The following is a 21,400-nucleotide window of genomic DNA, read 5'->3' as shown; positions in this document are numbered from 1 at the left end:
TGCGGCCTCCGCACGCGGTAAAATGGCAGATCGCCAGAACCCCGAAAACCTTCGCAAGACGACGCCATTTCCATGGAAGCGGCATCGGCAATTGACTGAATGACCAAACACTTGAAATCCACCGTTGAATCCGATCCCGGCAGCGCCGGCGGCGAGAAGCACACTCCCATGATGGTCCAGTACCTGCGCATCAAGGCGGAGTACCCGACCACGCTGGTGTTCTACCGCATGGGCGACTTCTACGAGTTGTTCTTCGACGATGCCGAAAAAGCCTCGCGCCTGATGGGCATCACGCTGACCCAGCGCGGCTCGTCCAACGGCTCGCCGATCAAGATGGCGGGGATTCCCTTCCACTCCGTCGACCAGTACCTGGTCAAGCTGATCAAGCTGGGCGAGTCGGTGGCGATCTGCGAACAGATCGGCGACCCGGCCACCAGCAAGGGGCCGGTCGAACGCAAGGTGGTGCGCGTGATCACGCCGGGCACGCTGACCGACTCCGACTTGCTGCCGGAAAAATCCGAACGCCCGCTGCTGGCCGTCAACCTCGCCGCCAGCAAACAACGCAAGACCGTCACCGTCGGCCTGGCCTGGCTGTCGATGGCCAGCGGCGCATTGAAGCTCATGGAATTCAGCGCCGAACCGGCCTTGCTGGAAGCGCGCCTGAAGCAGGAACTGGAACGCATCTCGCCGGCCGAAACGCTGCTCGGCGACAGCGAGGAAGCCGCTTATGCGCACCTCCTCAGCGGCAAGCCGACCACGGTGCCGGACTGGCATTTCGACCAGCCGAGCGGCCAGAAGGCCTTGCTCGATCAGTTGTCTGTCGCCACGCTCAACGGTTTCGGCGCGGAAGGCATGAGCGCCGCCATCGGCGCCGGCGGCGCGCTGCTGCGCTATGCACAGTCAACGCAAGGCAAGGGCCTGCAACACGTGCGCGCGTTGACGGTGGAGTCCGAAAACGAATTCATCGGCCTCGACGCTTCCACCCGCCGCAACCTGGAACTGACCGAAACCATCCGCGCGCAGGATGCCAGCGCGCTGGCGCCGACGCTGTTCTCACTGCTCGACCATTGCCGCACGGCGATGGGTTCGCGCCTGCTGCGTCATTGGCTGCATCATGCGCGCCGCGACCAGAAGGTCGCGCGTGCACGCCACGCCGCCATCAACGCACTGATGCGCACCGACGCTTGCTCCGGCCTGTCGGCGACCCTGGCGGCGGTGCCGGACATCGAACGCATCACCACGCGCATCGCGCTGCTGTCGGCGCGCCCACGCGACCTCGCCGGCCTGCGGGGTGGCTTGCAGCAACTCGGTTCGCTGCGCAATTACGTGGCGATGTGCAGCCGCGACGCCGATGCGCCCTTGCTGCTGGCTCTGCACGACGCCCTGGCCACGCCGGCCGAATGCCTGGACCTGCTGGAACGTTCGATCATGCTGGAGCCGGCCGCGATGGTGCGCGACGGCGGCGTGATTGCACGCGGCTTCGATGCCGACCTCGACGAATTGCGCGGCCTGTCGGAAAACGCCGGCCAGTTCCTGATCGATCTCGAAACGCGCGAACGCGCCCGTACCGGCATCGCCAACCTGCGCGTCGAATACAACAAGGTGCACGGCTTCTACATCGAAGTCACGCACGGCCAGACCGACAAGGTGCCGGATGACTATCGCCGCCGCCAGACGCTCAAGAACGCCGAGCGCTACATCACGCCGGAACTGAAGGCCTTCGAAGACAAGGCCTTGTCGGCGCAGGAACGCGCGCTGTCGCGCGAGAAATTCCTCTACGAACAATTGCTGCAAGACCTGGCGCCGCACATCGTGACGCTGCAGGCCATTGCCCATGCGCTGGCCCAGCTCGATACGCTGGTGGCGCTGGCCGACCATGCCGCGCGCAACAATTGGTGCGCGCCGCAGCTGGTGACGGAACCGACCATCGTGATCGAGCAAGGCCGCCATCCGGTGGTGGAAAATCAGATCGAACGCTTCATCGCCAACGACTGTGCCTTTACGGCCGAGCGCAAACTGCTGCTGATCACCGGCCCCAACATGGGCGGTAAATCGACCTTCATGCGCCAGGTGGCGCTGATCACGCTGCTGGCTTACGTCGGCAGCTTCGTGCCGGCCGCCAGTGCGACCATCGGTCCGATCGACCGCATCTTCACCCGTATCGGCGCCGCCGACGACCTGGCCGGCGGCCGTTCGACCTTCATGGTGGAAATGACGGAGTCGGCCTCCATCCTCAACAACGCCACCGAGAATTCGCTGGTGCTGATGGATGAAGTCGGCCGCGGCACCTCGACCTTCGACGGCCTCGCGCTGGCTTGGGCCATCGCCAAACACCTGATCGACGCAACGCGCAGCTTCACGCTGTTCGCCACCCACTATTTCGAACTGACGCAATTGCCGGAGGTGCATCCGACCGCTTCCAACGTGCATTTGTCTGCGGTTGAGCACAAGGACAGCATCGTGTTCCTGCACGCGGTCCAGGCTGGTCCGGCATCGCAAAGCTACGGTTTGCAAGTGGCGCAGCTGGCGGGCGTGCCAACACCGGTGATCCGCGCGGCGCGCAAGCATCTGGCGGCGCTGGAAACGCAATCGGTCCAGACCACGCCGCAGTTCGATCTGTTCAGCGCGCCGGCTCGCCTCGACGAAAACGATGCGCATGCAACGCCGCCTGCGCACGTGGATCCGGCGGTGCAAGCCGTGGCCGACGCGCTGGCCGATATCGATCCCGACACCATGACGCCGCGCCAGGCCCTGGACGCCTTGTATCGCCTGAAACAGTTGGGCGACGGCGCATGAAGAAACTGCTGTCTCTCATCCTGCTCGGCGCCGCCTTGTGTGCGACGCCGGCATCGTGGGCGCAGGACAGCTTCAATTTCGGCGTGGTCGGGCATTCGTTTTCCGGCAGTCCGGATGAAGGCGTGCTGCGCCGCGCGCTGGACGAAAGCGACGCCGACAATCTTGCCTTCGTCGTCGTCAACGGCATCAAATCGGCGGCGGAACCGTGCAGCGATGCGCTGTACAGCGCACGCCGCGACTTGCTCAAGGAAGCCGAAAACGGCATCATCGTGTCGCTCGCGGCCAGTGACTGGGTCGGCTGCCGCAACAAGAACGGCTCGGTGGCGATCGAGCGCCTGAACCGGATGCGCGATCTGTTCTTTCCCGATGAGTTTTCATTCGGCGCCAGCAAGGTGCCGCTGTTCCGCCAGTCGGTCACGCCGAAATTCCGCAGCTATACCGAAAACGCGCGCTGGGAATTCGGCAACGTGCTGTTCGCCACCATCAACCTGCCGGCGGCCAACAATCACTTCCTGCAGGACGGCGGGCGCAACAGCGAATTCGAAGATCGCCTGATCGCCAACAAGGACTGGCTGCAACGTCTGTTCATCTTCGCGACGCAAAAGAAATTGGCGGGCATCGTGCTGTTCGCCGACGGCAATCCGCTGGCGCAACCCAGCCAGCGCCCTTTCCTGCTGCGCGGACAGCGCGACGGCTTTGCCGAGACGCGCCAGCGCATTACCACGCTGGCGGCGACCTTCAAGGGCAAAATCTTGCTGGTGCATGGCGAAAACCTGAAGGACGAATCCAACGCCGGCATCATCTGGCGCCGCAATCTGGGCAGCATCGGCGTGGCGTCGGGCTGGTCGAAATTCGCGGTCGACAGCGGCAATGCGGCGCTGTTTACACTGAACAATTCTTCCAAGGCGCCGAAAACGACGGCTGCGCCTCCGTCGCAATAGGCTTGCGCAGATCGCAGGCATAAACATAACGCAGACATACATATAGCGCAGACATAAAAAAACGCAGCCGAGGCTGCGTTTTTCATTGATGCGGAGGCAAGTTGAATCAGTGCACCGGATGGCTGCGGAAGTGATCGCCTTCGTCGCCTTCATCATCGCCATGATCGTGACCGTGGTCGTGACCATGGTGATGGCCGTGCGGACCGTGCACGTGCTGGTGCTGCACTTCTTCTTCCGTGGCGGCGCGTACTTCGGCGACGCTCAGGTCGAAACGCAGTGCGATGCCGGCCAGAGGATGGTTGCCGTCGAGGACGACCTTGTCGTCGGCGATTTCGGTGACGGTAAACACCACCGATGCTTCGTTTTCGTCATCCGGCGAACCTTCGAACTGCATGCCGACTTCGATCGGCGACGGCAGGCGATTCTTCGGTTCGATCTTGACCAGTTCGGCGTCGTATTCGCCGAAAGCGTCAACCGGTTCGACCTGGATCGAGACGGTGTAGCCGGCTTCCTTGCCGTCCAGTGCTTCCTCAATCTTGGGCAGCGTGTTTTCGTAGCCGCCGTGGAGGTAGACCATCGGGTCGCGGCTTTCTTCGATCAGTACGCCCTGGGCGTCGGAGAGCTTGTAGTTGACGGAAACTACGGTATTTTTGGCAATCTTCATGTATGCCCCTTTCGTATGGCGGTATGGCTGGTAAGGCTGTTCATCGGTTACTGCAGGTGGGAAGAACTGCCTGCGCTTGCGGTTGGTGCGGGACCTTGTTGCGGCGGTCCCGAGAAGGCATGACATAAGCTGGAATGCGCTGCAATCTGCACCCTGAATTATACCCGTTTGGATGTTTTGTCAGGCAAAAGGGCGTGGCGGCGGGACCTCATCCAGCGTCTATAATGGCGCCATGAAAAATACCCTCGCTTTGCTCGGCGGCATCAGCCCCGCCACCTTTCTGCGCGATTACTGGCACAAGAAACCCTTGCTGGTCCGCCAGGCGATCCCCGCTTTCCAGGCGCCGCTGACGCGCCAGCAAGTGTTCGACCTGGCCGGCCGCGACGACGTCGAATCGCGCCTGATCACGCAGAACGGCAAAGACTGGAAAATGGAGCACGGCCCGCTGGCCAAGCTGCCGCCGCTCAAGCAGAAGGAATGGACCATGCTGGTTCAGGGCGTCAATCTGCACGTCGATGCCGCCGATGCGCTGCTGCGCGAATTCCGCTTCATTCCCGATGCGCGCCTGGACGACCTGATGATCAGCTACGCCAGCGACGGCGGCGGCGTCGGTCCGCATTTCGATTCCTATGACGTGTTCCTGCTGCAGGCGCATGGTCAACGCCGCTGGCGCATCAGTGCGCAAAAGGATTTGTCGCTGGTGGACGGCATGCCGCTGAAGATCCTGAAGAACTTCAAACCCGCGGAAGAATTCGTGCTCGAGCCGGGCGACATGCTGTACCTGCCGCCGCATTACGCCCATGACGGCGTGGCGATCGGCGAATGCATGACCTATTCGATCGGCTTCCGCGCGCCGGCTTTCCAGGAGCTGGGCGAAGCCTTCCTGCAATTCATGGCCGATTCGATCGACCTGCCCGGCCGCTATGCCGATCCCGGGCTGGAGCCGGCCAAACATTCGGCCGAACTGCCGGAGCAACTGCTCACGCGCGTGGCCGATGAAATCAACAAGATGCGTTTCACCGACGACGACATCACGATTTTCCTCGGCGAATATCTGTCGGAGCCGAAGGCCACCACCTACTTCGATCCGGTCGACAAACCGCTCACGCCGGCACGCTTCGTGCAGGCCGCAAACAAGCGCGGGATCAGGCTTTCACGCAAAACGCGGATGCTGTATCGCGGCAAGCACCTGTTCATCAATGGCGAGTCGTTTGCCGTCGGACGCGCCGACAAGGCGCTGCTGACCGTGCTTGCGGATGAACGGCAACTCGACAAAACGGCGCTGGCGAAGGCGTCGAAAAATGTGCTGGAGGCCTTTCACAACTGGTATCAGGATGGCTGGCTTGAGCTTGCTTAACAAGCTTAAAAATTCGGCAATTTTTGTTTTTCGCGCGTTGGTGATGGGCCGGAAACCTGCATGAATAAAGGGCTGACGACAAGCTGACTGAATTTGCGACAATCTTACAAATTCTTACAGAAAAGAATAATTCGCATGTGATTTTCCCAAAATGTAGATATAATATCGGGCTGGAAAGCTTTCGTTGTTGAGCTAACAAGCAAGGCGAGGGAAGCATCCTATAGAGCGATAATTACCGGTAATTATTCATCGCAAAATTTTGATTATTATTGAAGGAATATTCATGACAAAGACTCTGTTGATCGCATCGTTGTTGGCTGTTGCTCTGGCTGCTTGCGGTAAAAAAGAAGAAGCTCCTGCAGCAGCACCAGCTGCACCAGCAGCTGACGCTAAGCCAGCTGACGCTGCTCCTGCAGCTCCAGCAGCTGACGCTAAGCCAGCTGACGCAGCACCTGCAAAATAATCAACTGATTATTGGAAAAGCCGACCGATGGTCGGCTTTTTTTATGCCTGCGCGATTTGTGCCGTACACGGCTATCTCTCACCCTTCCCGCATTTCCCTTCCGAATACCGTCCAACCCCACGCCTTCTCAGGCGATGGCAATCCAGTCGAAACCCTCTTCCTGGCAAGCGATCATGATTTCCCCCGGATGTGCGCCCAATGCGCCGCACAGCGCCGCGCGCGCGAGCCCGGGCGTATTGTTCTTCAGGCTTAGATGCGCGCCGATCACGGTCTTCAGTTTTTGCTTGTCCAATGCCGCCAGGATTTCGGCGCTGGTGTCGTTGGCCAGATGGCCGTAGGCGCCGCCGATACGACGTTTGAGCGAAGGAGGATAGGCCGAATCAGCCAGCATCTGGCGATCGTGATTGCATTCCAGCACCAAGGCATCGCAACCGCCCAGCGCTTGCACCAGGTGGGTCGTCGATTGGCCGGCGTCGGTCAGCACGCCGAGCTTGCGCTTGCCGTCGCCGGCAACATACTGCACCGGTTCTCGCGCATCGTGCGGGACCGTGTAGGGCATCAATGACAAGTCGCCGATGACCACCGCTTCGCTATCGCGGCAAAAATGCAGCTGGACGTTCTTGCAGGCCTCTTCGCCCACGGCCTGGAAAGTGCCGTAGGTCAGCCACACCGGAATGCGGTGACGGCGTGCGAACTTGAACACGCCACCGACATGATCCTGGTGTTCATGCGTGACGACGATGCCGTTGATGTCTTGCGGGAGTTTGCCGATGCGGGTCAGGCGACGTTCGGTTTCCTTGATGCCGAAACCGCAATCCAGCATGACCGTGGTGGTGGTCGCGCCGGATGTGCCGGAGATGATGAGGGCGTTGCCTTCGCTGCCGCTGCCGAGACTTGCAAATTTCAACGGTGGGCTCGCGAAGGCATGTACTGCATTACTTCAAGTGAGGTCAGCTACAAGTACTTACTTCAACTGGTCGTTCAGCAAGCCGAGAATCTTGTCGGCGGTTTGCGAAACTTCCTGCTTGCCGTCGTTGTTCTGGACGGAGATGTCGCTGACGTCGCCGGTGCCCTTGACGACGATACGGTAACGCGCAGCCTTCTTGTCCTTGTCTTTGCTGGAGAACAGCTTGGAGAAGAAGCCTTCGCTTTCCTTGTCCTTGGCGTCCTGGTTCTGGTCGACGTAGCGCACGAAGTACAGGCCTTGCGTACGATCACGGTCTTCCACGGTGAAGCCGACGCGGTCAAGCGCCAGACCGACGCGGCGCCAAGCACGGTCGAAACTCTCGTCAACCTGGACGCTGGAACCGTTGGCGGTCTTGAGCAGCTTGGAACGGGCCTGCAGCGTCGGCGCATTGGCGACGGCGGCCTTGGCCTTGGTTTCTTCGGCGCCCAGACGCACCATCAGGCGCGCCAGGAATTCGGCTTCCAGGCCTGGGTCGGAAGGACGCGCAGTCCAGACCGAGGTTTCCTTGGCCGAACCGGTCAAGACTTCTTCGGCGCCACGATGGCTCACGAAGATTTCGGTGGTGCCGTTCGGACCGCGCTCCAGGCGGGTGCGGAATTTGTCGCGCTCACCGGTCGAGTACAGCGAATCGAACACTTTACCCAGCGTGTTGCGGATGAAGTCCTGCGGGATCTTGGCGCGGTTTTCCGCCCAGTCGGTTTCCATCACGCCGGTATCCTGGGATTCGACGTTGATCAGGAAGCCCGAATCCTGCCAGAAGTCCTTGATCGGCCCCCACAACTGTTCCGGCGTTTGCGACACGACCAGCCAGCGCTGGGTGCCGTCGCGCTCGATGCGCAGGTCGCCCTTGGCGGCCGGCGCTACCGCAGCAGCATCGGCTGCCGGACGGGTCTTTTGTTCCAGGCTGTAGCCGGACGCAGTGGCGACGCCCTTGTTCGATTCCGGAATCGCGTAGCGGTTGTCGCGCTGCAGCTGGGTCAGGTCAGGCGGCACTTCGAGTCGTGGGCCCTTGGCTTTTTCCGCGCTCTTGTAATCGATACGATCCCCTTCCAGCATGTTGCTGACGGCGCTGCATCCAGCCAGACTGGTGAAAGCCAGGGCGATGATAAGAGCGCGTTGCGGGAGGAGACGTGAAGCAGAGTTAACGTTCTTGCGAATTGTCATATCGTTGCAATGAAAAGCGGGTTCGGGTTCAAGGGAAAACGACACTGCCGTTTAGTTAATTAATTATTTTAATACACCGGACTCACGCATCGCGGCACGCACGGTATCGTGGTAGGCAGCGCCCAGCGGAGCCAGCGGCAAACGCATGCCGGATTCTATCAGGCCCGCTTCGGTCATCGCCCATTTCAGGGGGACCGGATTTGGTTCGACGAAGAGCTTGTTATGCAAAGGCAGCATCTTGTTGTTCAGCTCGATCGCACGGGCGAGGTTGCCGCTCATGGCCGCCGCACACAGTTCGTGCATGTCGCGCGGCGCGATGTTGGCCGTCACCGAAATATTGCCCTGGCCGCCGTAGAGCATCAGCGCGAACGCGGTCGGGTCGTCGCCGGAATACACCGCAAACGACTTCGGCGCGAGACGGATCAGGTCACTGCCGCGGCCGATGTTGCCGGTGGCGTCCTTGACGCCGACGATGCCCTTGACTTGCGCCAGGCGCAGGATGGTCTCGTTGCTCATGTCGGCGACGGTACGGCCGGGGACGTTGTACAGGATCACCGGAAGATCGACTGCTTCGGCGATCTTCTTGAAGTGCAGGTACATGCCCTCTTGCGTCGGACGGTTGTAGTAAGGAACGACCTGCAACGAGGCATCGGCGCCGACCTTCTTGGCGAATTCGGTCAGCTCGATGGCTTCCGAAGTCGAATTGCCGCCGGTGCCGGCGATGATGGGAATGCGTTTGGCGGTATGTTCAACCGCGACCTTGATCAGTTCGGAGTGTTCCTCGACCGAAACGGTCGGCGATTCGCCGGTCGTACCGACGATCACGATGCCGTCGGTGCCCTCTGCGATATGCCAATCAATCAATTTGCGCAGGCCCGGGAAATCGAGACTGCCATCCGGATGCATCGGCGTGACGATGGCGACTATGCTGCCCTTGATCATGATGTTAGTACGTAATGAGAATACGGTTGAAAATAAAAGACCGATTGTAGCGGATAGCCACTGCTATCGGTCAATTTGTTCGGATTTGCTTACATAGTTCCTGCAAGTTGCAGGTTTGCTTGCGGGTGTTGCCACAGCGATCAATAACCGAGTCCCATGGCTTCGCGCACATCGCGCATGGTGTCCTGCGCCAGCTTGCGCGCAGTGTCGCAACCATCTGCGATGATGGCGCGCACCAGCGACGGATCGTCGATGTATTGCTGCGCGCGCTCAAGCATCGGCTGCTGCTCGGCGAGGATGGCGTCGATCACCGGCTGCTTGCATTCCAGACAACCGATGCCGGCCGAACGGCAGCCTTTGTCGACCCATTGCCGCACGGCATCATCGGAATACACGCGATGGAATTGCCAGACCGGGCACTTGCCCGGATCCCCCGGATCGGTGCGGCGCACGCGCTGCGGATCGGTCGGCATGGTGCGGACCTTCTTGGTGACGGAATCCTTGTCTTCGCGCAGCGCGATGGCGTTGCCGTAGCTCTTCGACATCTTGGCGCCGTCCAGGCCGGGCAGGCGCGAGGCTTCGGTCAGCAAGGCCTGCGGCTCGGTCAGGATCAGCTTGCGGCTGCCTTCGAGGTAGCCGAACAGGCGCTCGCGGTCGATCATGGACAAATTCTGCGCATCGTCGAGCATGGCCTTGGCCTGCTCCAGCGCTTCTTCATTGCCTTGCTCCTGGAATTGCGTGCGCAGTTCCTGATACAACTTGGAACGTTTGCTGCCGAGTTTCTTGACGGCTTCGCGCGCTTTTTCCTCGAAGCCTTTTTCCTTGCCGTACAGATGATTAAAGCGGCGCGAAATCTCGCGCATCATCTCGATATGCGGAATCTGGTCTTCGCCCACCGGCACCTGGCTGGCGCGGTAGATCAGCACGTCGGCCGCCTGCAGCAAGGGATAGCCAAGGAAGCCATAGGTCGCGAGATCGCGGTCGGCGAGTTTTTCCTGCTGGTCCTTGTAGGTCGGCACGCGCTCCAGCCAGCCCAGCGGGGTGGCCATCGAGAGCAACAGGTGCAACTCGGCATGCTCGGGCACGCGCGACTGGATGAACAAGGTGGATTGCGAGGGATCGACGCCGGCGGCGAGCCAGTCGATCACCATTTCCCAGGTGCTGGTTTCGATCACGCTGGGATCGTCGTAGTGCGTCGTCAGCGCATGCCAGTCGGCGACGAAAAACAGGCAAGGCAATTCGGATTGCAGCTTGACCCAGTTCTTCAGGGCGCCGTGGTAATGGCCCAGATGCAGCGCGCCTGTGGGGCGCATACCGGAGACAACGCGATCAGGATACATGGTTGTAAGTCTTCAGAAAAAGAAGGATATCGGCGACACGATCAGTTGCAGCAGGCTGCCTGCCAGGTACATCACCGGCGCCATCCACCAGGTATAAATCACCTTGAGCAGCACCAGCGCCATCACGATGAAGAAGCCGTACGGCTCGATCTGTGCAAATTTATACGCATATCGGTTCGGCAGCAAACTGGTCAGGATGCGGCCGCCGTCGAGCGGTGGAATCGGGAACAGGTTGAACGCGAACATCACGAGGTTGGTCAGCACGCCGGCCTTGGCCATGAGCATGAAGAATTCTTCTTCGACGCCGCCGATGGCCAGCGCGTAGATCATCAGCGTCCATATCAGCGCCATCAGGAAGTTGGCGGCGGGACCGGCCAGCGCCACCCAGGCCATGTCGCGCTTGGGCTTGCGCAGCTTGCCGAAGTCCAGCGGCACCGGTTTGGCGTAGCCGAACAGGAAAGCCCCGCTGGTCGCGAAATACAGCAGCACCGGAATGACGATGGTGCCGAAAGGATCGATGTGCTTGAGGGGATTGAGGCTCATGCGCCCCATCATGTAGGCGGTATTGTCGCCGAAGTACTTGGCTGCGAAGGCGTGCGCTGCCTCGTGCAGTGTAATCGCGAACAGTACCGGGAGCGCATACACTGCGACAGTCTGGATAAGATCATTCATGGGTGCGAATTTTAGCAGAGGTAGCAGAGGGAAAAGGACGGGCCGCGGGAATATCGACCGTCTTCCGGCTGAAACCGCGTCGAACCGAAGATAAAATTATCAAAAAGACAATTTCATCAGGCATGAAAGATAAAACGAAAACGGACCGCAAATGGCGGTCCGCAATCAAAGATGAGTTTCCCGGGAGGAATTACAACCCGAACGGCGCGGCGTCGCCCCGCCCTTGCCTGACCAGCACCGGCTCGTTGTCGTCGCTGAGATCGATCACGGTGGTCGGCTCCAAACTGCAGGCGCCGCTGTCGATGACCAGTTCGATCTGCTTTTCGAGACGTTCGCGGATTTCCTCGGCGTCGGTCAGCGCATCTTCCTGATCCGGCAAGATCAGCGTGGTGCCGATCAGCGGCTCGCCCAGTTCGGCCAGCAAGGCATGGGCGATCTGGTTTTCCGGCACGCGCAGGCCGATGGTCTTGCGCGAGGGATGGCTCAGCCGGCGCGGCACTTCCTTGGTGGCTTCCAGGATGAAGGTATACGGCCCCGGCGTGGCGGCCTTCAGCAAACGGTACTGCCGATTGTCGACCTTGGCGTATTGCGCGATCTCGCTGAGGTCGCGGCACAGCAGGGTCAGGTGATGCTTCTCATCGACGCCGCGGATGCGGCGCAGGCGCTCCACCGCGTCCTTGTTGTCGAGCTGGCAGACCAGCGCGTAACAGGAATCGGTAGGCAAGGCCACGATGCCGCCGCCATGGATGATCTGCGCGGCCTGCTTGACCAGGCGCAGTTGCGGGTTGTCGGGATGGATCTGGAAAAACTGACTCATGGACTCTTCAGATTAGATTGCATGTATTTCAAAAAGGAATAACGGCGGTTGTGACGCCGCCGTTTTCCGGGATCGCTGTCCTTGCTTAACGCTGGCCGCGTAGCGCAGCGATGCGTTGCTCCATCGGCGGGTGCGTGGAAAACAACTCCATGAAGCCCGGCTTGTCGCTGATGCCCATGGCCGCCATCGACTCCGGCAAGCCGCTGGCGGGGATGCCGCCCAGCCGCGCCAGCGCGTTGATCATCGGCTGCGGACCGCCAAGCAGTTTTGCAGAACCAGCGTCGGCGCGGAATTCGCGATGGCGCGAGAACCAGGCGACGATCATCGAGGCGCCGATGCCGAACACGATCTGGCACACCATGACGGTGACCATGTAGCCGATGCCGGGACCGGAGTTGTCATTGCCACGGCGCAGCGCTGCGTCAACGAAGTAGCCGACCACGCGCGACAGGAATACGACGAAGGTATTCACCACGCCCTGGATCAACGTCATCGTCACCATGTCGCCGTTGGCGATGTGGGCGACTTCGTGGCCAAGCACGGCTTCGACTTCTTCCTTGGTCATGCCTTGCAGCAAACCGGTCGAGACCGCCACCAATGCAGAATCCTTGAACGCGCCGGTGGCGAAGGCGTTCGGTTCGCCTTCATAGACGGCCACTTCCGGCATGCCGATGCCGGCGCGCTGGGCCAGCTTGCTCACGGTGTTGACCAGCCAGACTTCCGTGGAATTGACCGGCGTGTCGATCACGCGCGCGCCGGTGCTCCACTTCGCCATGGTTTTGCTCATCAGCAGCGAAATGATCGAACCGGTAAAGCCGACGACGATGGAAAACACCAGCAGCATCGGCAGATTGAGGCCGGCGCGCGTCAGGAATTTGTCCACGCCGAGCAGCGACAAGATCACGCTCATCACCACCAGCACGGCGATATTGGTCGCGAGGAAGAGGAATATGCGTTTCATCCGGAAAGCTCCTATCAGGAAAGTGGTTATTAGATAGGAACAATCGGGGAGAAATCAAGAGATCCGTGCACGCAGCCCGGGAAAGCGGCTTACAGATCCCAATCGTGCCACACCGGCGTCAGGCCGGAAGGCAACGGCGGCAAGGCGCCCAGGTCGACACGCGACTCGCCCGGACCATGGAAATCCGAGCCGATCGAGGCCAGGAAGCCGAAACGCTTGGCCACGCGGGCATATTCCTCGTACTGGTCGGGCGTGTGGCTGCCGGTGGTGACTTCGATGGCGGCGCCGCCGTGTTGCTTGAATTCGTCGAACAAGGCGCCGAATTCGAGTTCGCTGTACTGGTAGCGGCCGGGATGGGCGATCACCGCCACGCCGCCGGCGCCGCGAATCCATTCGACCGATTCCTTCAGCGACGCCCAGCGATGCGGCACATAGCCCGGCTTGCCTTCGCACAGGTAGTTGCGAAACACTTCCTTGGTGTCGGCGCAACGGCCCGTTTCGACGATATAGCGGGCGAAATGGGTGCGCGACATCAGGTCGGGATTGCCGACATGTTTCAGCGCGCCGTCGAAGGCATCTGGAATGCCGGCGACCTCGAGTTCGGCGGCGATGTCGCGCGCGCGGCGTTCACGGCCGTTGCGCGTGGCCGCCAGCCCTTGCACCAGCGCAGCATTGGTCTCGTCAATCCGCAGCCCGACGATATGCACGGTCTGGCCGGCCCATGTCACCGAAATCTCGACGCCCGGGATGTAACGCAGGCCGAGCTCTTGCGCCGCCTTGCGGGCGACGGCGATGCCGCTGATTTCGTCATGGTCGGTCAGCGCCCAGACGTCGACGCCGTTGGCCTTGGCGCGCGCAGCCACATCGCCCGGCGGCAGCAAGCCGTCGGAGACGTTGGAGTGGCAGTGCAGATCGACGTTGAGCATGACGCGCAAGACCTCGGAAATGGAGAAATAGATAACTTCATTGTACGCCGCCTGCGCCGTCTCTGCTGCACGTGCACACACGGCGGACTTGCAGCGTCGAGCTTATTTGGAGACTTGTTTCGAGGCTGATTCCGCGAGGAAACGCTCGATCGCCGCAGCCAGCAGTTCGGGCTGGTCATGATGCAGCATGTGACCGGCGTCGGGGATGATTTCCGTGCGCACGTCGGGGATGAAGGCGATGCGGCGATCGATCTCGGCGCGCATCAGCGCGTTGTCGCCGAACCAGCGCCAGATGTCGGTTTCCGCCGCTTCCACCCACAACACCGGGGCGCTGATCTTGGCCCAGCAGGCGGTCACTTCGTCGATGCGATACAGCAGCGGATTGGTGTTCTTGTGCGCCGGATCGCCGAGGATTTCCCAATTGCCCTCCTCATTCTGCCCGGCCCAGTGCGCGGCCAGGAACACTGCACGCTCACGGCTCAGGCGCGGATTGGTCTTTTGCAGGCGGGCGATGACGCCGTCGAGCGAAGGATAGGAACGCATCTCGGGCTTTTCCAGCAGCTCGTCGAGCCATTTGGCGAAGCGTCCGGGCGCGTCCTCGGGCTTGGTGCCGGGCAGGCCGAAACCTTCCAGGTTGACCAGTTTGGCGATGCGCTGCGGACGCACGCCGGCATACAGCCCGACGACATTGCCGCCGAGGCTGTGACCGAGCAGGTTGACCGCTTCCTCAGGGGAGTAATGCAGCAGCAAGGCGTCGAGATCGGCAAGGTAGTCGGGATACCAGTAAGTGTCTGCCTGTGGTCGTCCAGTCAGTCCGAAACCGCGCCAGTCGGGCGCGATCACATGCCATTCTTGTTGCAGGCAGTCGACCATGAACTGGAACGAGGCCGAAATATCCATCCAGCCGTGCACCATGAACAGTTTGGGCGCTTGCGGATCGCCCCAATGGCGCACGTGGTACCGCAGGCCGCGGATGTCGAGGTATTCGGAACGGGATGGCTTCATGAGATGGAGATCGAGGACAATCGGAAAGCCTCACAGTATAAGCCTCCCCGCCTTCGCCTGCCCTGCCGCGCCTATTGCAGATAGCGCCCGAGGTCGAACGAGGATTTCAGGCCGATCATGTGGAAATTCTTTTCCAGCCAGCGTCCTGCCGCCTGCCGTCCTTCGTCGTGCAAGCCGTGGATGAACGAGGTCTTGGTGTTGAGCTTGCTCATGACGTCGAGCTGGCTCATGAGGTCGTTGGCTTCCACCAGATGCATGTTGAGCTTCCTGAGACGTCGCTCCAGCGTGCCGAAGGCGAACATGGCGTTTTCCGCTTCGCGCTTGGCCAGCGCCAGGCCGCCGAGCTCGGTGAAGAAGGCCGAGCTGAAACTGATTTCACTCAGGCGCTGGCCGATTTCCTGCGTCGAAGTCGGCGTGCCGGGTCGGCTGCAGGGATGCAGCAACACCACCAGCAGGTCGCGCGCCGTACACAGGTGCAGCAAGGGAAAGATCGGCGGATTTGCCGTGAGACCGCCGTCCCAATAAGTTTCGCCATCGATCTCGACCGGCCGGTGCATGGACGGCAGGCAGGCCGAGGCCAGCAAGGCGTCCACGGTCAGCTCGCGGTTGCGGAAAATTTTCAGCGTACCGGTGCTGACGCGGGTGGCGGCGATGAACAGCTTGATGTCGCCGCTACTGCGCAAGCGTTCGAAATCGACCTGTTCTTCGAGGATGTCGCGCAGCGGATTGATGTCGAGCGGATTGAGCTGGGTCGGCGAAAAGAAACGCGTCATGGCCAGCAAGGCGTGCATGGCCGCCGGCGTGCTCTGGTTCAGCAGGCTGGAGCCGCCGGGCAGCATTTCGGGAGGCAGGAAGCTGAACGGTTCCTTGGTCGCGATGCGCCCCCAGAACGCCGCCAGGGCTTCACGCGCACCTTCGCGTCCGCCGAGGTTGTAGCCGTGCGCCAGCACCGTGGCGTTCATGGCGCCGGCGCTGGCGCCGCTGATGCCTTCGAAGTCGATGCGTTGGTCTTCCAGCAAACGGTCCAGCACGCCCCAGGTAAATGCGCCGTGCGAACCGCCCCCTTGCAACGCCAGTGTCACGATCTTGTTTTGCATGTTGTTCCTTGATAAACCTTCATGCCGCCTGTCACGATCAGGTCTTGTCCTCATGTTATAACATGGCGGTATTGATTAATCCGAGCGAAAGAAAAATGAAATCCATCTGTGTATATTGCGGTTCCTCCGTCGGCGCCTCTGAAGTCTACGCACAAGGCGCGCGCGCCCTGGCGCAGCAAATGGTCAAGGACAACATCGCCCTGGTGTATGGCGGCGGCAACGTCGGCCTGATGGGCGTGATTGCAACGGAAGTCATGCGACTCGGCGGCGAAGCCACCGGCGTGATCCCGAAGGCGCTGCTGGACAAGGAACTGGGCCACAGCGGCCTGACCCGCCTGCACATCGTCAAGGACATGCACGAACGCAAGGCCATGATGGCGGAATTGTCGGACGGTTTTATCGCCATGCCGGGCGGCATGGGTACATTGGAAGAATTGTTTGAAGTGCTGACCTGGGCGCAGCTGGGTTTCCATTACAAGCCGATCGGCCTGCTCAACGTCGACGGTTTTTACGACAACCTGATTGCCTTCATCGAACATCTGGTGTCGCAACGTTTCCTGACGGCCGAGCAATCGCTGCTGATGATGCATGACGCGGATCCAGCCAGTCTGGTCCAGCGCTTCAAGACGTACAAGCCGAGCTATACCAACAAGTGGGCCGACCACAAGGCGCCGGACAAGCTGCTGCCTTAAGAAGCATCGCGCCATGCCGGTCGCAACCGGCATGGCCGCCCCACATCACGAGTCCAGCGCCTGCCTGAAATCGTCGACCAGGTCGACGGTGTCTTCCAGGCCGATGGAAACACGAATCAGCGATTCGGCGATGCCCATCGCCGCGCGGCGCTCCTGCCCCATTTCAAAGAAGATCGTGTGCGCCACCGGAATCACCAGCGTACGCGTGTCGCCCAGGTTGCTCGATGCCACCGCCAGTTGCAGGCGGTTCAGGTAGTCGAAGCAGTCGATGCCGTCTTTCAGCTCAAAGCTCAACAAGCTGCCGTAGGAACGGAACAGCTCCGTCGCCAGCGCATGCTGCGGATGCGAAGGCAGGCCCGGATAGTACACCGCCGCCACGCGCGGATCGGCGTCGAGCATCTGCGCCACGGCGAGCGCGTTGGCGCATTCGCGATCCTGGCGCAGCGCAATGGTTTCGGCGCCGACGGCGATGTGATGCGCCGCTTCCGGTCCCAGCGAAGCGCCGAAGTCGCGCAAGGCCTTGGCGCGAATCTGCGCCATGCCCCACTGCGGCTGCGGATTCTTTTTGTAGTTGTCGGCGATGTGCGGATAGCGCGACCAGTCGTACAAGCCCGTATCGGTCAGCGCGCCGCCCAGCGCGTTGCCGTGGCCGCCGATCGACTTGGTCAGCGAATTGACTACCAGCCCGGCGTTGACCGCCTTGGGCTGGAACAGGTAGGGAGAGGTCATCGTGTTGTCGACGATGTACAGAATGCCGCGCTCGCGGCACAGCTCGCCGATGCGCTTCAGGTCGGCGATCTGGGTGCGCGGATTGGCAATGGTTTCGACGAAGACGATGCGCGTCTGCGGCGTCAGCGCGGCTTCCACCAGCTTGACGTCGGTAGCGTCCACCATAGACACGCGCGCGCCTTGCGCATGCACCGTCATCCACATGCTGTTGGTGTTGCCGAACAGGAAAGCCGATGACACCACGTGGTCGCCTTCGCGCAGCAGCCCCTGGATCACGGCGCCAATGGCGGCCATGCCGGTGGCGAAACAGATCGTCGAGAGACCGTCCTCCATCCTGGTGACCTTGTCTTCCAGCGCCGACACGGTCGGATTGCCCTGGCGGCCGTAGCGGTAACCCGATTGCTTGCCCTGGAATACTTCGGCCAGCTGGCGCGCATCCTTGTAACCGAATGCCACGGAGGTGTGGATGGGCTTGTGCAGCGAACCGTGCTCAATGTCCTTCTGGCGATCGCTATGCAAAATGGTGGTGGTGAAGCCGTAGTTCTTCTTGTCGTTCATAGGTGTAGAGGTATGAGGCGGGAAATCATCGGAGAACAGTGATGATAAGCCAGTTCCGCGACGGCCGCAGCATTGTGATCGCGGTGGTCGCGCCAATGAAAAACGCCGGACGCCATAACGGCGGTCCGGCGTTCATCTTGTCCTGCTGCGGTGGAAATCAGTCCACGCGCGCCAGGTTCAGGTTCAGTTGCGAACGGACGGCGTCTTCCAGGGCCGGCTTCGGATTCTTGCGGGCGAACTCGATACGATCGAGGTAGTCGCGCGAGATATCGCCGGTGATGTAGTTGCCGTCGAAGCACGATGCTTCGAAATTGCGCAGCGCCGGATTGATGTCGGAGATCGAGCGCTTCAGGTCTTCCACGTCCTGATATACCAGCGCGTCAGCCGTGATTTCGCGGCAGACTTCTTCGTCGGTGCGGCCATAGGCGATCAGTTCGTCGCGCGTCGGCATGTCGATGCCGTAGACGTTCGGGAACTTCACCGGCGGCGCCGCCGAAGCGAAGATCACGCGCTTGGCGCCGGCTTCACGCGCCATCTGCACGATCTCGCGGCTGGTCGTACCGCGCACGATCGAATCGTCGACCAGCAGCACGCTCTTGCCCTTGAATTCGGAACCGATGGCGTTGAGCTTCTGGCGCACGGACTTCTTGCGCAGGCCCTGGCCCGGCATGATGAAGGTGCGGCCGATGTAGCGGTTCTTGATGAAGCCTTCGCGGTAATCCAGGTTCAGCTTGAGCGCCAGTTCCATCGCGGCAGGACGTGACGAATCGGGGATCGGCATGACCACGTCGATTTCACCGCTGGCGATTTCGCGACGGACTTTCTCGGCCAGGTATTCGCCCATCTTCAGGCGGCTGGCGTAGACCGAAGCGCCGTCAATGACCGAATCAGGACGCGCCAGGTAGACGAATTCGAACGCGCAAGGGTTCAGCGTCGGATTGTCCGCGCATTGCTGGTTGTACAGCTTGCCGTCGTTGTCGATGAAGATCGCTTCGCCGGGCATCACATCGCGCAGGAAGCGGAAACCGAGGCCTTCCAGCGCCACGGATTCGCTCGCCAGCATGTACTCCGAACCCTTGTCGGTTTCGTTGAAACCCAGGCACATCGGGCGGATGCCGTACGGATCGCGGAAGCCCAGCAGGCCGTAACCGGCGATCTGCGCCACCACGGCATACGAGCCGCGCACGCGCTTGTGGACCATCGCAACGGCCTTGAATACCGCAGCCGGATCGAGCGAATAACCGGTCGTCGCCTGCTGCAATTCATGCGCAAACACGTTGACCAGCACTTCGGTGTCGGAGTCGGTGTTGAGGTGGCGGCGGTCGTTCTTGAACATCTCGACCTTGAGCTGTTCCGCATTGGTCAGGTTGCCGTTGTGCGCCAGGATGATGCCGAACGGCGCATTGACGTAGAACGGTTGCGCTTCCTCTTCGCTGGACGAGCTGCCTGCGGTCGGATAACGCACCTGGCCGAGGCCGGTGTTGCCCGGCAGCGAACGCATATTGCGCGTACGGAACACGTCGCGCACGAGACCGTTGGCCTTGTGCATCGAGAAACCGTTTGCGTGATTGGTTGCGATACCCGCCGCATCCTGACCGCGGTGCTGCAGCAGCAGCAAGGCGTCGTAGAGCAACTGGTTGACTGGACTATGGGAAACGACGCCGACAATGCCACACATGGTGGACTCCTAAGCAAAAACAAACGAAGAAACGAAACCAACAAACAAAATCAAAAATGGACGTGCTGTGCAAACTGCCCCGGCAGATACGGTTTGGCGGTCTCGGCGGCGGTTTCCGCCAGCGCACTGAAACGCGCCTCTTTCCAGAATGGCTGCTGCGGAATCGAGGTCGTACCGCATAACAACACCACCGCCAGCACGATCACCGCGCCGCGCGCCAGGCCGAATACCGCGCCCAGGCTGCGATCGATCAGCGACAGGCCGCTCGCCTTGACCACTTCCGACATCGCTCTGGTCACCAGCCCCATCAACAGGCGTGTACCGATGAACAACACGATGAATCCCACAATCAATCTCGTCGACTCGCCCGGAATCACGTCGGGCAACATCTGCGCCAATGCTTCACCATAGGCGTTGGCGACGACTAATGCAATTATCCAGCTGGCCAGCGACAACACTTCGCGCACCAGTCCGCGCAACATGCTGATGACCACCGAACAGGCCAGCACCAGCAGGACCAGGTAGTCGAAGATCGTCACGACGACAAACCCGGCGAAGACGAAGAAGCAGGCAACAACACAGGCAACATGAGCAATATGCGACCGGATGCCATCAAATTCAAGCCGGCACGACCGTGGCGTTCAGGCCAAGCTTGTTGATCTTGGCGCGCATCTTGTCGGCTTCGTCGCGGCTGGCAAACGGGCCGACGCGGATGCGCGTGCGGTCGCCCGATTGCGTCGCCACTTTTTGCGTGTACGACTTGATGCCTGCGCCATTGAGCTTGCCGCGCAGTTCATCGATTTTTTCCTGCGTCGCCAATGCCGCCACCTGGATCACGAACTTGCCGCCTGCAGCCGGCGTCGGCGCGGGTTTCTTGTCGGCGGCGGCAGGCTTGCCCTCCAGGATCGCCAGTGCGCGCGCAGCATCATCGGACTTGTCGGCGGCCTTCGGCTTGGCGGCTTCCTTCACGTCCTTCTTGTGATCGTCCTTGTGTTCGGCCGGTTTGGCGGCGGTCTTGCTGTCTTTAACGTCGGCTTTGACTTCAGCTTTAATCTCGGGCTTGGCGGCCGGCTTTTCAGCAGGCTTCTCCGCCACGGCCGGGGTCGTGGATGCCGGTTTGGCTGTTTGCGCCTGCGGGGCGTTGGCCGGACCGGACGGCATTGCCGATGCACCGGGTGCAATGGCCGGCTTTTCGACGCCTGCGTTCATGGTGGCCGGATCGACGAATTCTTCCTTGGGCTCGGCAGCGGCGACCTTGGGCTTGTCGGCCGCAGGCGCTGCATCCTTGCCGTCTTTGGAAGGTATCTGGATGGCAATGTCATCCGCCAGCGGGCGCGGCTCGGAATCGAGGATCATCGGCAACACGATCACGACCGCCAGCACCAGCGCCACGGCGCCGATCAGGCGACGGCGTGCGCGCTTCTTTTCGGGCAGAACCGGATCGGCGGACTCGTCTTTGCCGGCTTTGCCGGATTTCCGTGCGTTTCCGGCACTGCGGCCGCCGCGACTATTTTGCGCCGCCGGGTCGCCTCCTGCCGAACGCGAGAGGAATTCGCCCTGACCGGAAGCAGATTCCTGCTTGTTTTTACGAAAAAACGAGAACAAGCCCATGCTGATCTAAGTTAGGTAGT

20 protein-coding genes are annotated in these 21,400 nt (G+C 61.0%); 5 read left to right on the top strand and 15 right to left on the bottom strand.

Annotation, left to right across the window (positions count from 1 at the left end; translation table 11 throughout):
- Nucleotides 1-99: 99 nt before the first annotated feature.
- Entirely contained in the window at nucleotides 100-2,796 is a 2,697-nt protein-coding gene (mutS, locus tag DXT88_RS08385) for a DNA mismatch repair protein MutS (protein ID WP_265212621.1), read from the top strand.
- Nucleotides 2,793-3,737 carry a hypothetical protein gene (locus tag DXT88_RS08380; RefSeq protein ID WP_265212619.1) on the top strand — a complete coding sequence of 315 codons (945 nt, stop codon included), beginning with the start codon at nucleotides 2,793-2,795 and terminating at the stop codon, nucleotides 3,735-3,737. Before mutS ends, DXT88_RS08380 begins: the two co-directional genes overlap by 4 nt.
- A 106-nt stretch (nucleotides 3,738-3,843) precedes the next feature.
- On the opposite strand, the gene DXT88_RS08375 is transcribed toward DXT88_RS08380, so the two are convergent.
- A complete protein-coding gene (locus DXT88_RS08375; RefSeq protein ID WP_016833469.1) occupies nucleotides 3,844-4,401 on the bottom strand; it encodes an FKBP-type peptidyl-prolyl cis-trans isomerase in 558 nt (185 codons plus the stop codon).
- A 232-nt stretch (nucleotides 4,402-4,633) separates the two neighbouring features.
- Here DXT88_RS08375 and DXT88_RS08370 point away from each other — a divergent pair, with 232 nt between their 5' ends.
- Complete coding sequence (locus DXT88_RS08370; RefSeq protein ID WP_265212617.1) at nucleotides 4,634-5,758, top strand: ribosomal protein uL16 3-hydroxylase; 1,125 nt, start codon at nucleotides 4,634-4,636, stop codon at nucleotides 5,756-5,758.
- A 283-nt stretch (nucleotides 5,759-6,041) separates the two neighbouring features.
- On the top strand, nucleotides 6,042-6,221 hold the full coding sequence (locus tag DXT88_RS08365; protein WP_265212615.1) for a hypothetical protein: 180 nt from the start codon (nucleotides 6,042-6,044) through the stop codon (nucleotides 6,219-6,221).
- Nucleotides 6,222-6,348: 127 nt separating this feature from the next.
- On the opposite strand, the gene DXT88_RS08360 is transcribed toward DXT88_RS08365, so the two are convergent.
- From DXT88_RS08360 to DXT88_RS08315, 10 genes are all read right to left on the bottom strand, one after another.
- Complete coding sequence (locus DXT88_RS08360; protein ID WP_265212613.1) at nucleotides 6,349-7,128, bottom strand: MBL fold metallo-hydrolase; 780 nt, start codon at nucleotides 7,126-7,128, stop codon at nucleotides 6,349-6,351.
- Between the two features lie 57 nt (nucleotides 7,129-7,185).
- A complete protein-coding gene (bamC, locus tag DXT88_RS08355) occupies nucleotides 7,186-8,352 on the bottom strand; it encodes an outer membrane protein assembly factor BamC (RefSeq protein ID WP_407649284.1) in 1,167 nt (388 codons plus the stop codon).
- Nucleotides 8,353-8,415: 63 nt separating this feature from the next.
- Nucleotides 8,416-9,294, bottom strand: coding sequence for a 4-hydroxy-tetrahydrodipicolinate synthase (dapA, locus tag DXT88_RS08350; protein ID WP_265212609.1), 879 nt, complete (start codon nucleotides 9,292-9,294; stop codon nucleotides 8,416-8,418).
- A 140-nt stretch (nucleotides 9,295-9,434) separates the two neighbouring features.
- The gene (locus tag DXT88_RS08345) at nucleotides 9,435-10,634 is read right to left on the bottom strand and encodes a tryptophan--tRNA ligase (protein WP_016833463.1); all 1,200 of its coding nucleotides are present in this window, start codon (nucleotides 10,632-10,634) and stop codon (nucleotides 9,435-9,437) included.
- Between the two features lie 12 nt (nucleotides 10,635-10,646).
- On the bottom strand, nucleotides 10,647-11,306 hold the full coding sequence (locus DXT88_RS08340; RefSeq protein ID WP_029363271.1) for a site-2 protease family protein: 660 nt from the start codon (nucleotides 11,304-11,306) through the stop codon (nucleotides 10,647-10,649).
- A 190-nt stretch (nucleotides 11,307-11,496) separates the two neighbouring features.
- A complete protein-coding gene (locus DXT88_RS08335) occupies nucleotides 11,497-12,123 on the bottom strand; it encodes an L-threonylcarbamoyladenylate synthase (protein ID WP_016833461.1) in 627 nt (208 codons plus the stop codon).
- A gap of 85 nt (nucleotides 12,124-12,208) precedes the next feature.
- Complete coding sequence (gene htpX / locus DXT88_RS08330) at nucleotides 12,209-13,084, bottom strand: protease HtpX (RefSeq protein WP_265212606.1); 876 nt, start codon at nucleotides 13,082-13,084, stop codon at nucleotides 12,209-12,211.
- Between the two features lie 89 nt (nucleotides 13,085-13,173).
- Nucleotides 13,174-14,010 (bottom strand): 3',5'-nucleoside bisphosphate phosphatase, encoded by an 837-nt coding sequence (locus DXT88_RS08325; protein ID WP_265212655.1) that lies wholly within the window; start codon nucleotides 14,008-14,010, stop codon nucleotides 13,174-13,176.
- Between the two features lie 102 nt (nucleotides 14,011-14,112).
- Nucleotides 14,113-15,015, bottom strand: a complete 903-nt coding sequence (locus tag DXT88_RS08320; RefSeq protein ID WP_265212605.1) for an alpha/beta fold hydrolase — start codon at nucleotides 15,013-15,015, stop codon at nucleotides 14,113-14,115.
- Between the two features lie 71 nt (nucleotides 15,016-15,086).
- Nucleotides 15,087-16,112: a patatin-like phospholipase family protein gene (locus DXT88_RS08315; RefSeq protein WP_265212604.1), complete on the bottom strand. Its 1,026-nt coding sequence runs from the start codon at nucleotides 16,110-16,112 to the stop codon at nucleotides 15,087-15,089.
- A 95-nt stretch (nucleotides 16,113-16,207) separates the two neighbouring features.
- Between DXT88_RS08315 and DXT88_RS08310 the strand changes: the two genes are divergently transcribed.
- Nucleotides 16,208-16,804: an LOG family protein gene (locus DXT88_RS08310; protein WP_265212602.1), complete on the top strand. Its 597-nt coding sequence runs from the start codon at nucleotides 16,208-16,210 to the stop codon at nucleotides 16,802-16,804.
- Nucleotides 16,805-16,849: 45 nt separating this feature from the next.
- Here DXT88_RS08310 and DXT88_RS08305 read toward each other — a convergent pair whose 3' ends face one another.
- The 4 genes from DXT88_RS08305 to DXT88_RS08290 form a co-directional block, all read right to left on the bottom strand.
- Nucleotides 16,850-18,091 carry a cystathionine gamma-synthase family protein gene (locus DXT88_RS08305; protein WP_265212600.1) on the bottom strand — a complete coding sequence of 414 codons (1,242 nt, stop codon included), beginning with the start codon at nucleotides 18,089-18,091 and terminating at the stop codon, nucleotides 16,850-16,852.
- 157 nt (nucleotides 18,092-18,248) lie between these two features.
- Nucleotides 18,249-19,769: an amidophosphoribosyltransferase gene (purF, locus tag DXT88_RS08300; protein ID WP_053196646.1), complete on the bottom strand. Its 1,521-nt coding sequence runs from the start codon at nucleotides 19,767-19,769 to the stop codon at nucleotides 18,249-18,251.
- A 50-nt stretch (nucleotides 19,770-19,819) separates the two neighbouring features.
- Nucleotides 19,820-20,308 carry a CvpA family protein gene (locus tag DXT88_RS08295; protein WP_016833455.1) on the bottom strand — a complete coding sequence of 163 codons (489 nt, stop codon included), beginning with the start codon at nucleotides 20,306-20,308 and terminating at the stop codon, nucleotides 19,820-19,822.
- A 79-nt stretch (nucleotides 20,309-20,387) separates the two neighbouring features.
- Complete coding sequence (locus DXT88_RS08290) at nucleotides 20,388-21,380, bottom strand: SPOR domain-containing protein (protein ID WP_265212596.1); 993 nt, start codon at nucleotides 21,378-21,380, stop codon at nucleotides 20,388-20,390.
- Nucleotides 21,381-21,400 lie beyond the last annotated feature (20 nt).

It is taken from the genome of Herbaspirillum lusitanum, assembly GCF_026127345.1.
In the GTDB taxonomy this organism is placed as follows: domain Bacteria; phylum Pseudomonadota; class Gammaproteobacteria; order Burkholderiales; family Burkholderiaceae_D; genus Herbaspirillum; species Herbaspirillum lusitanum.
Note: the sequence above shows the minus strand (reverse complement) of the source record. Positions and strands in the feature narration are given on the sequence as shown.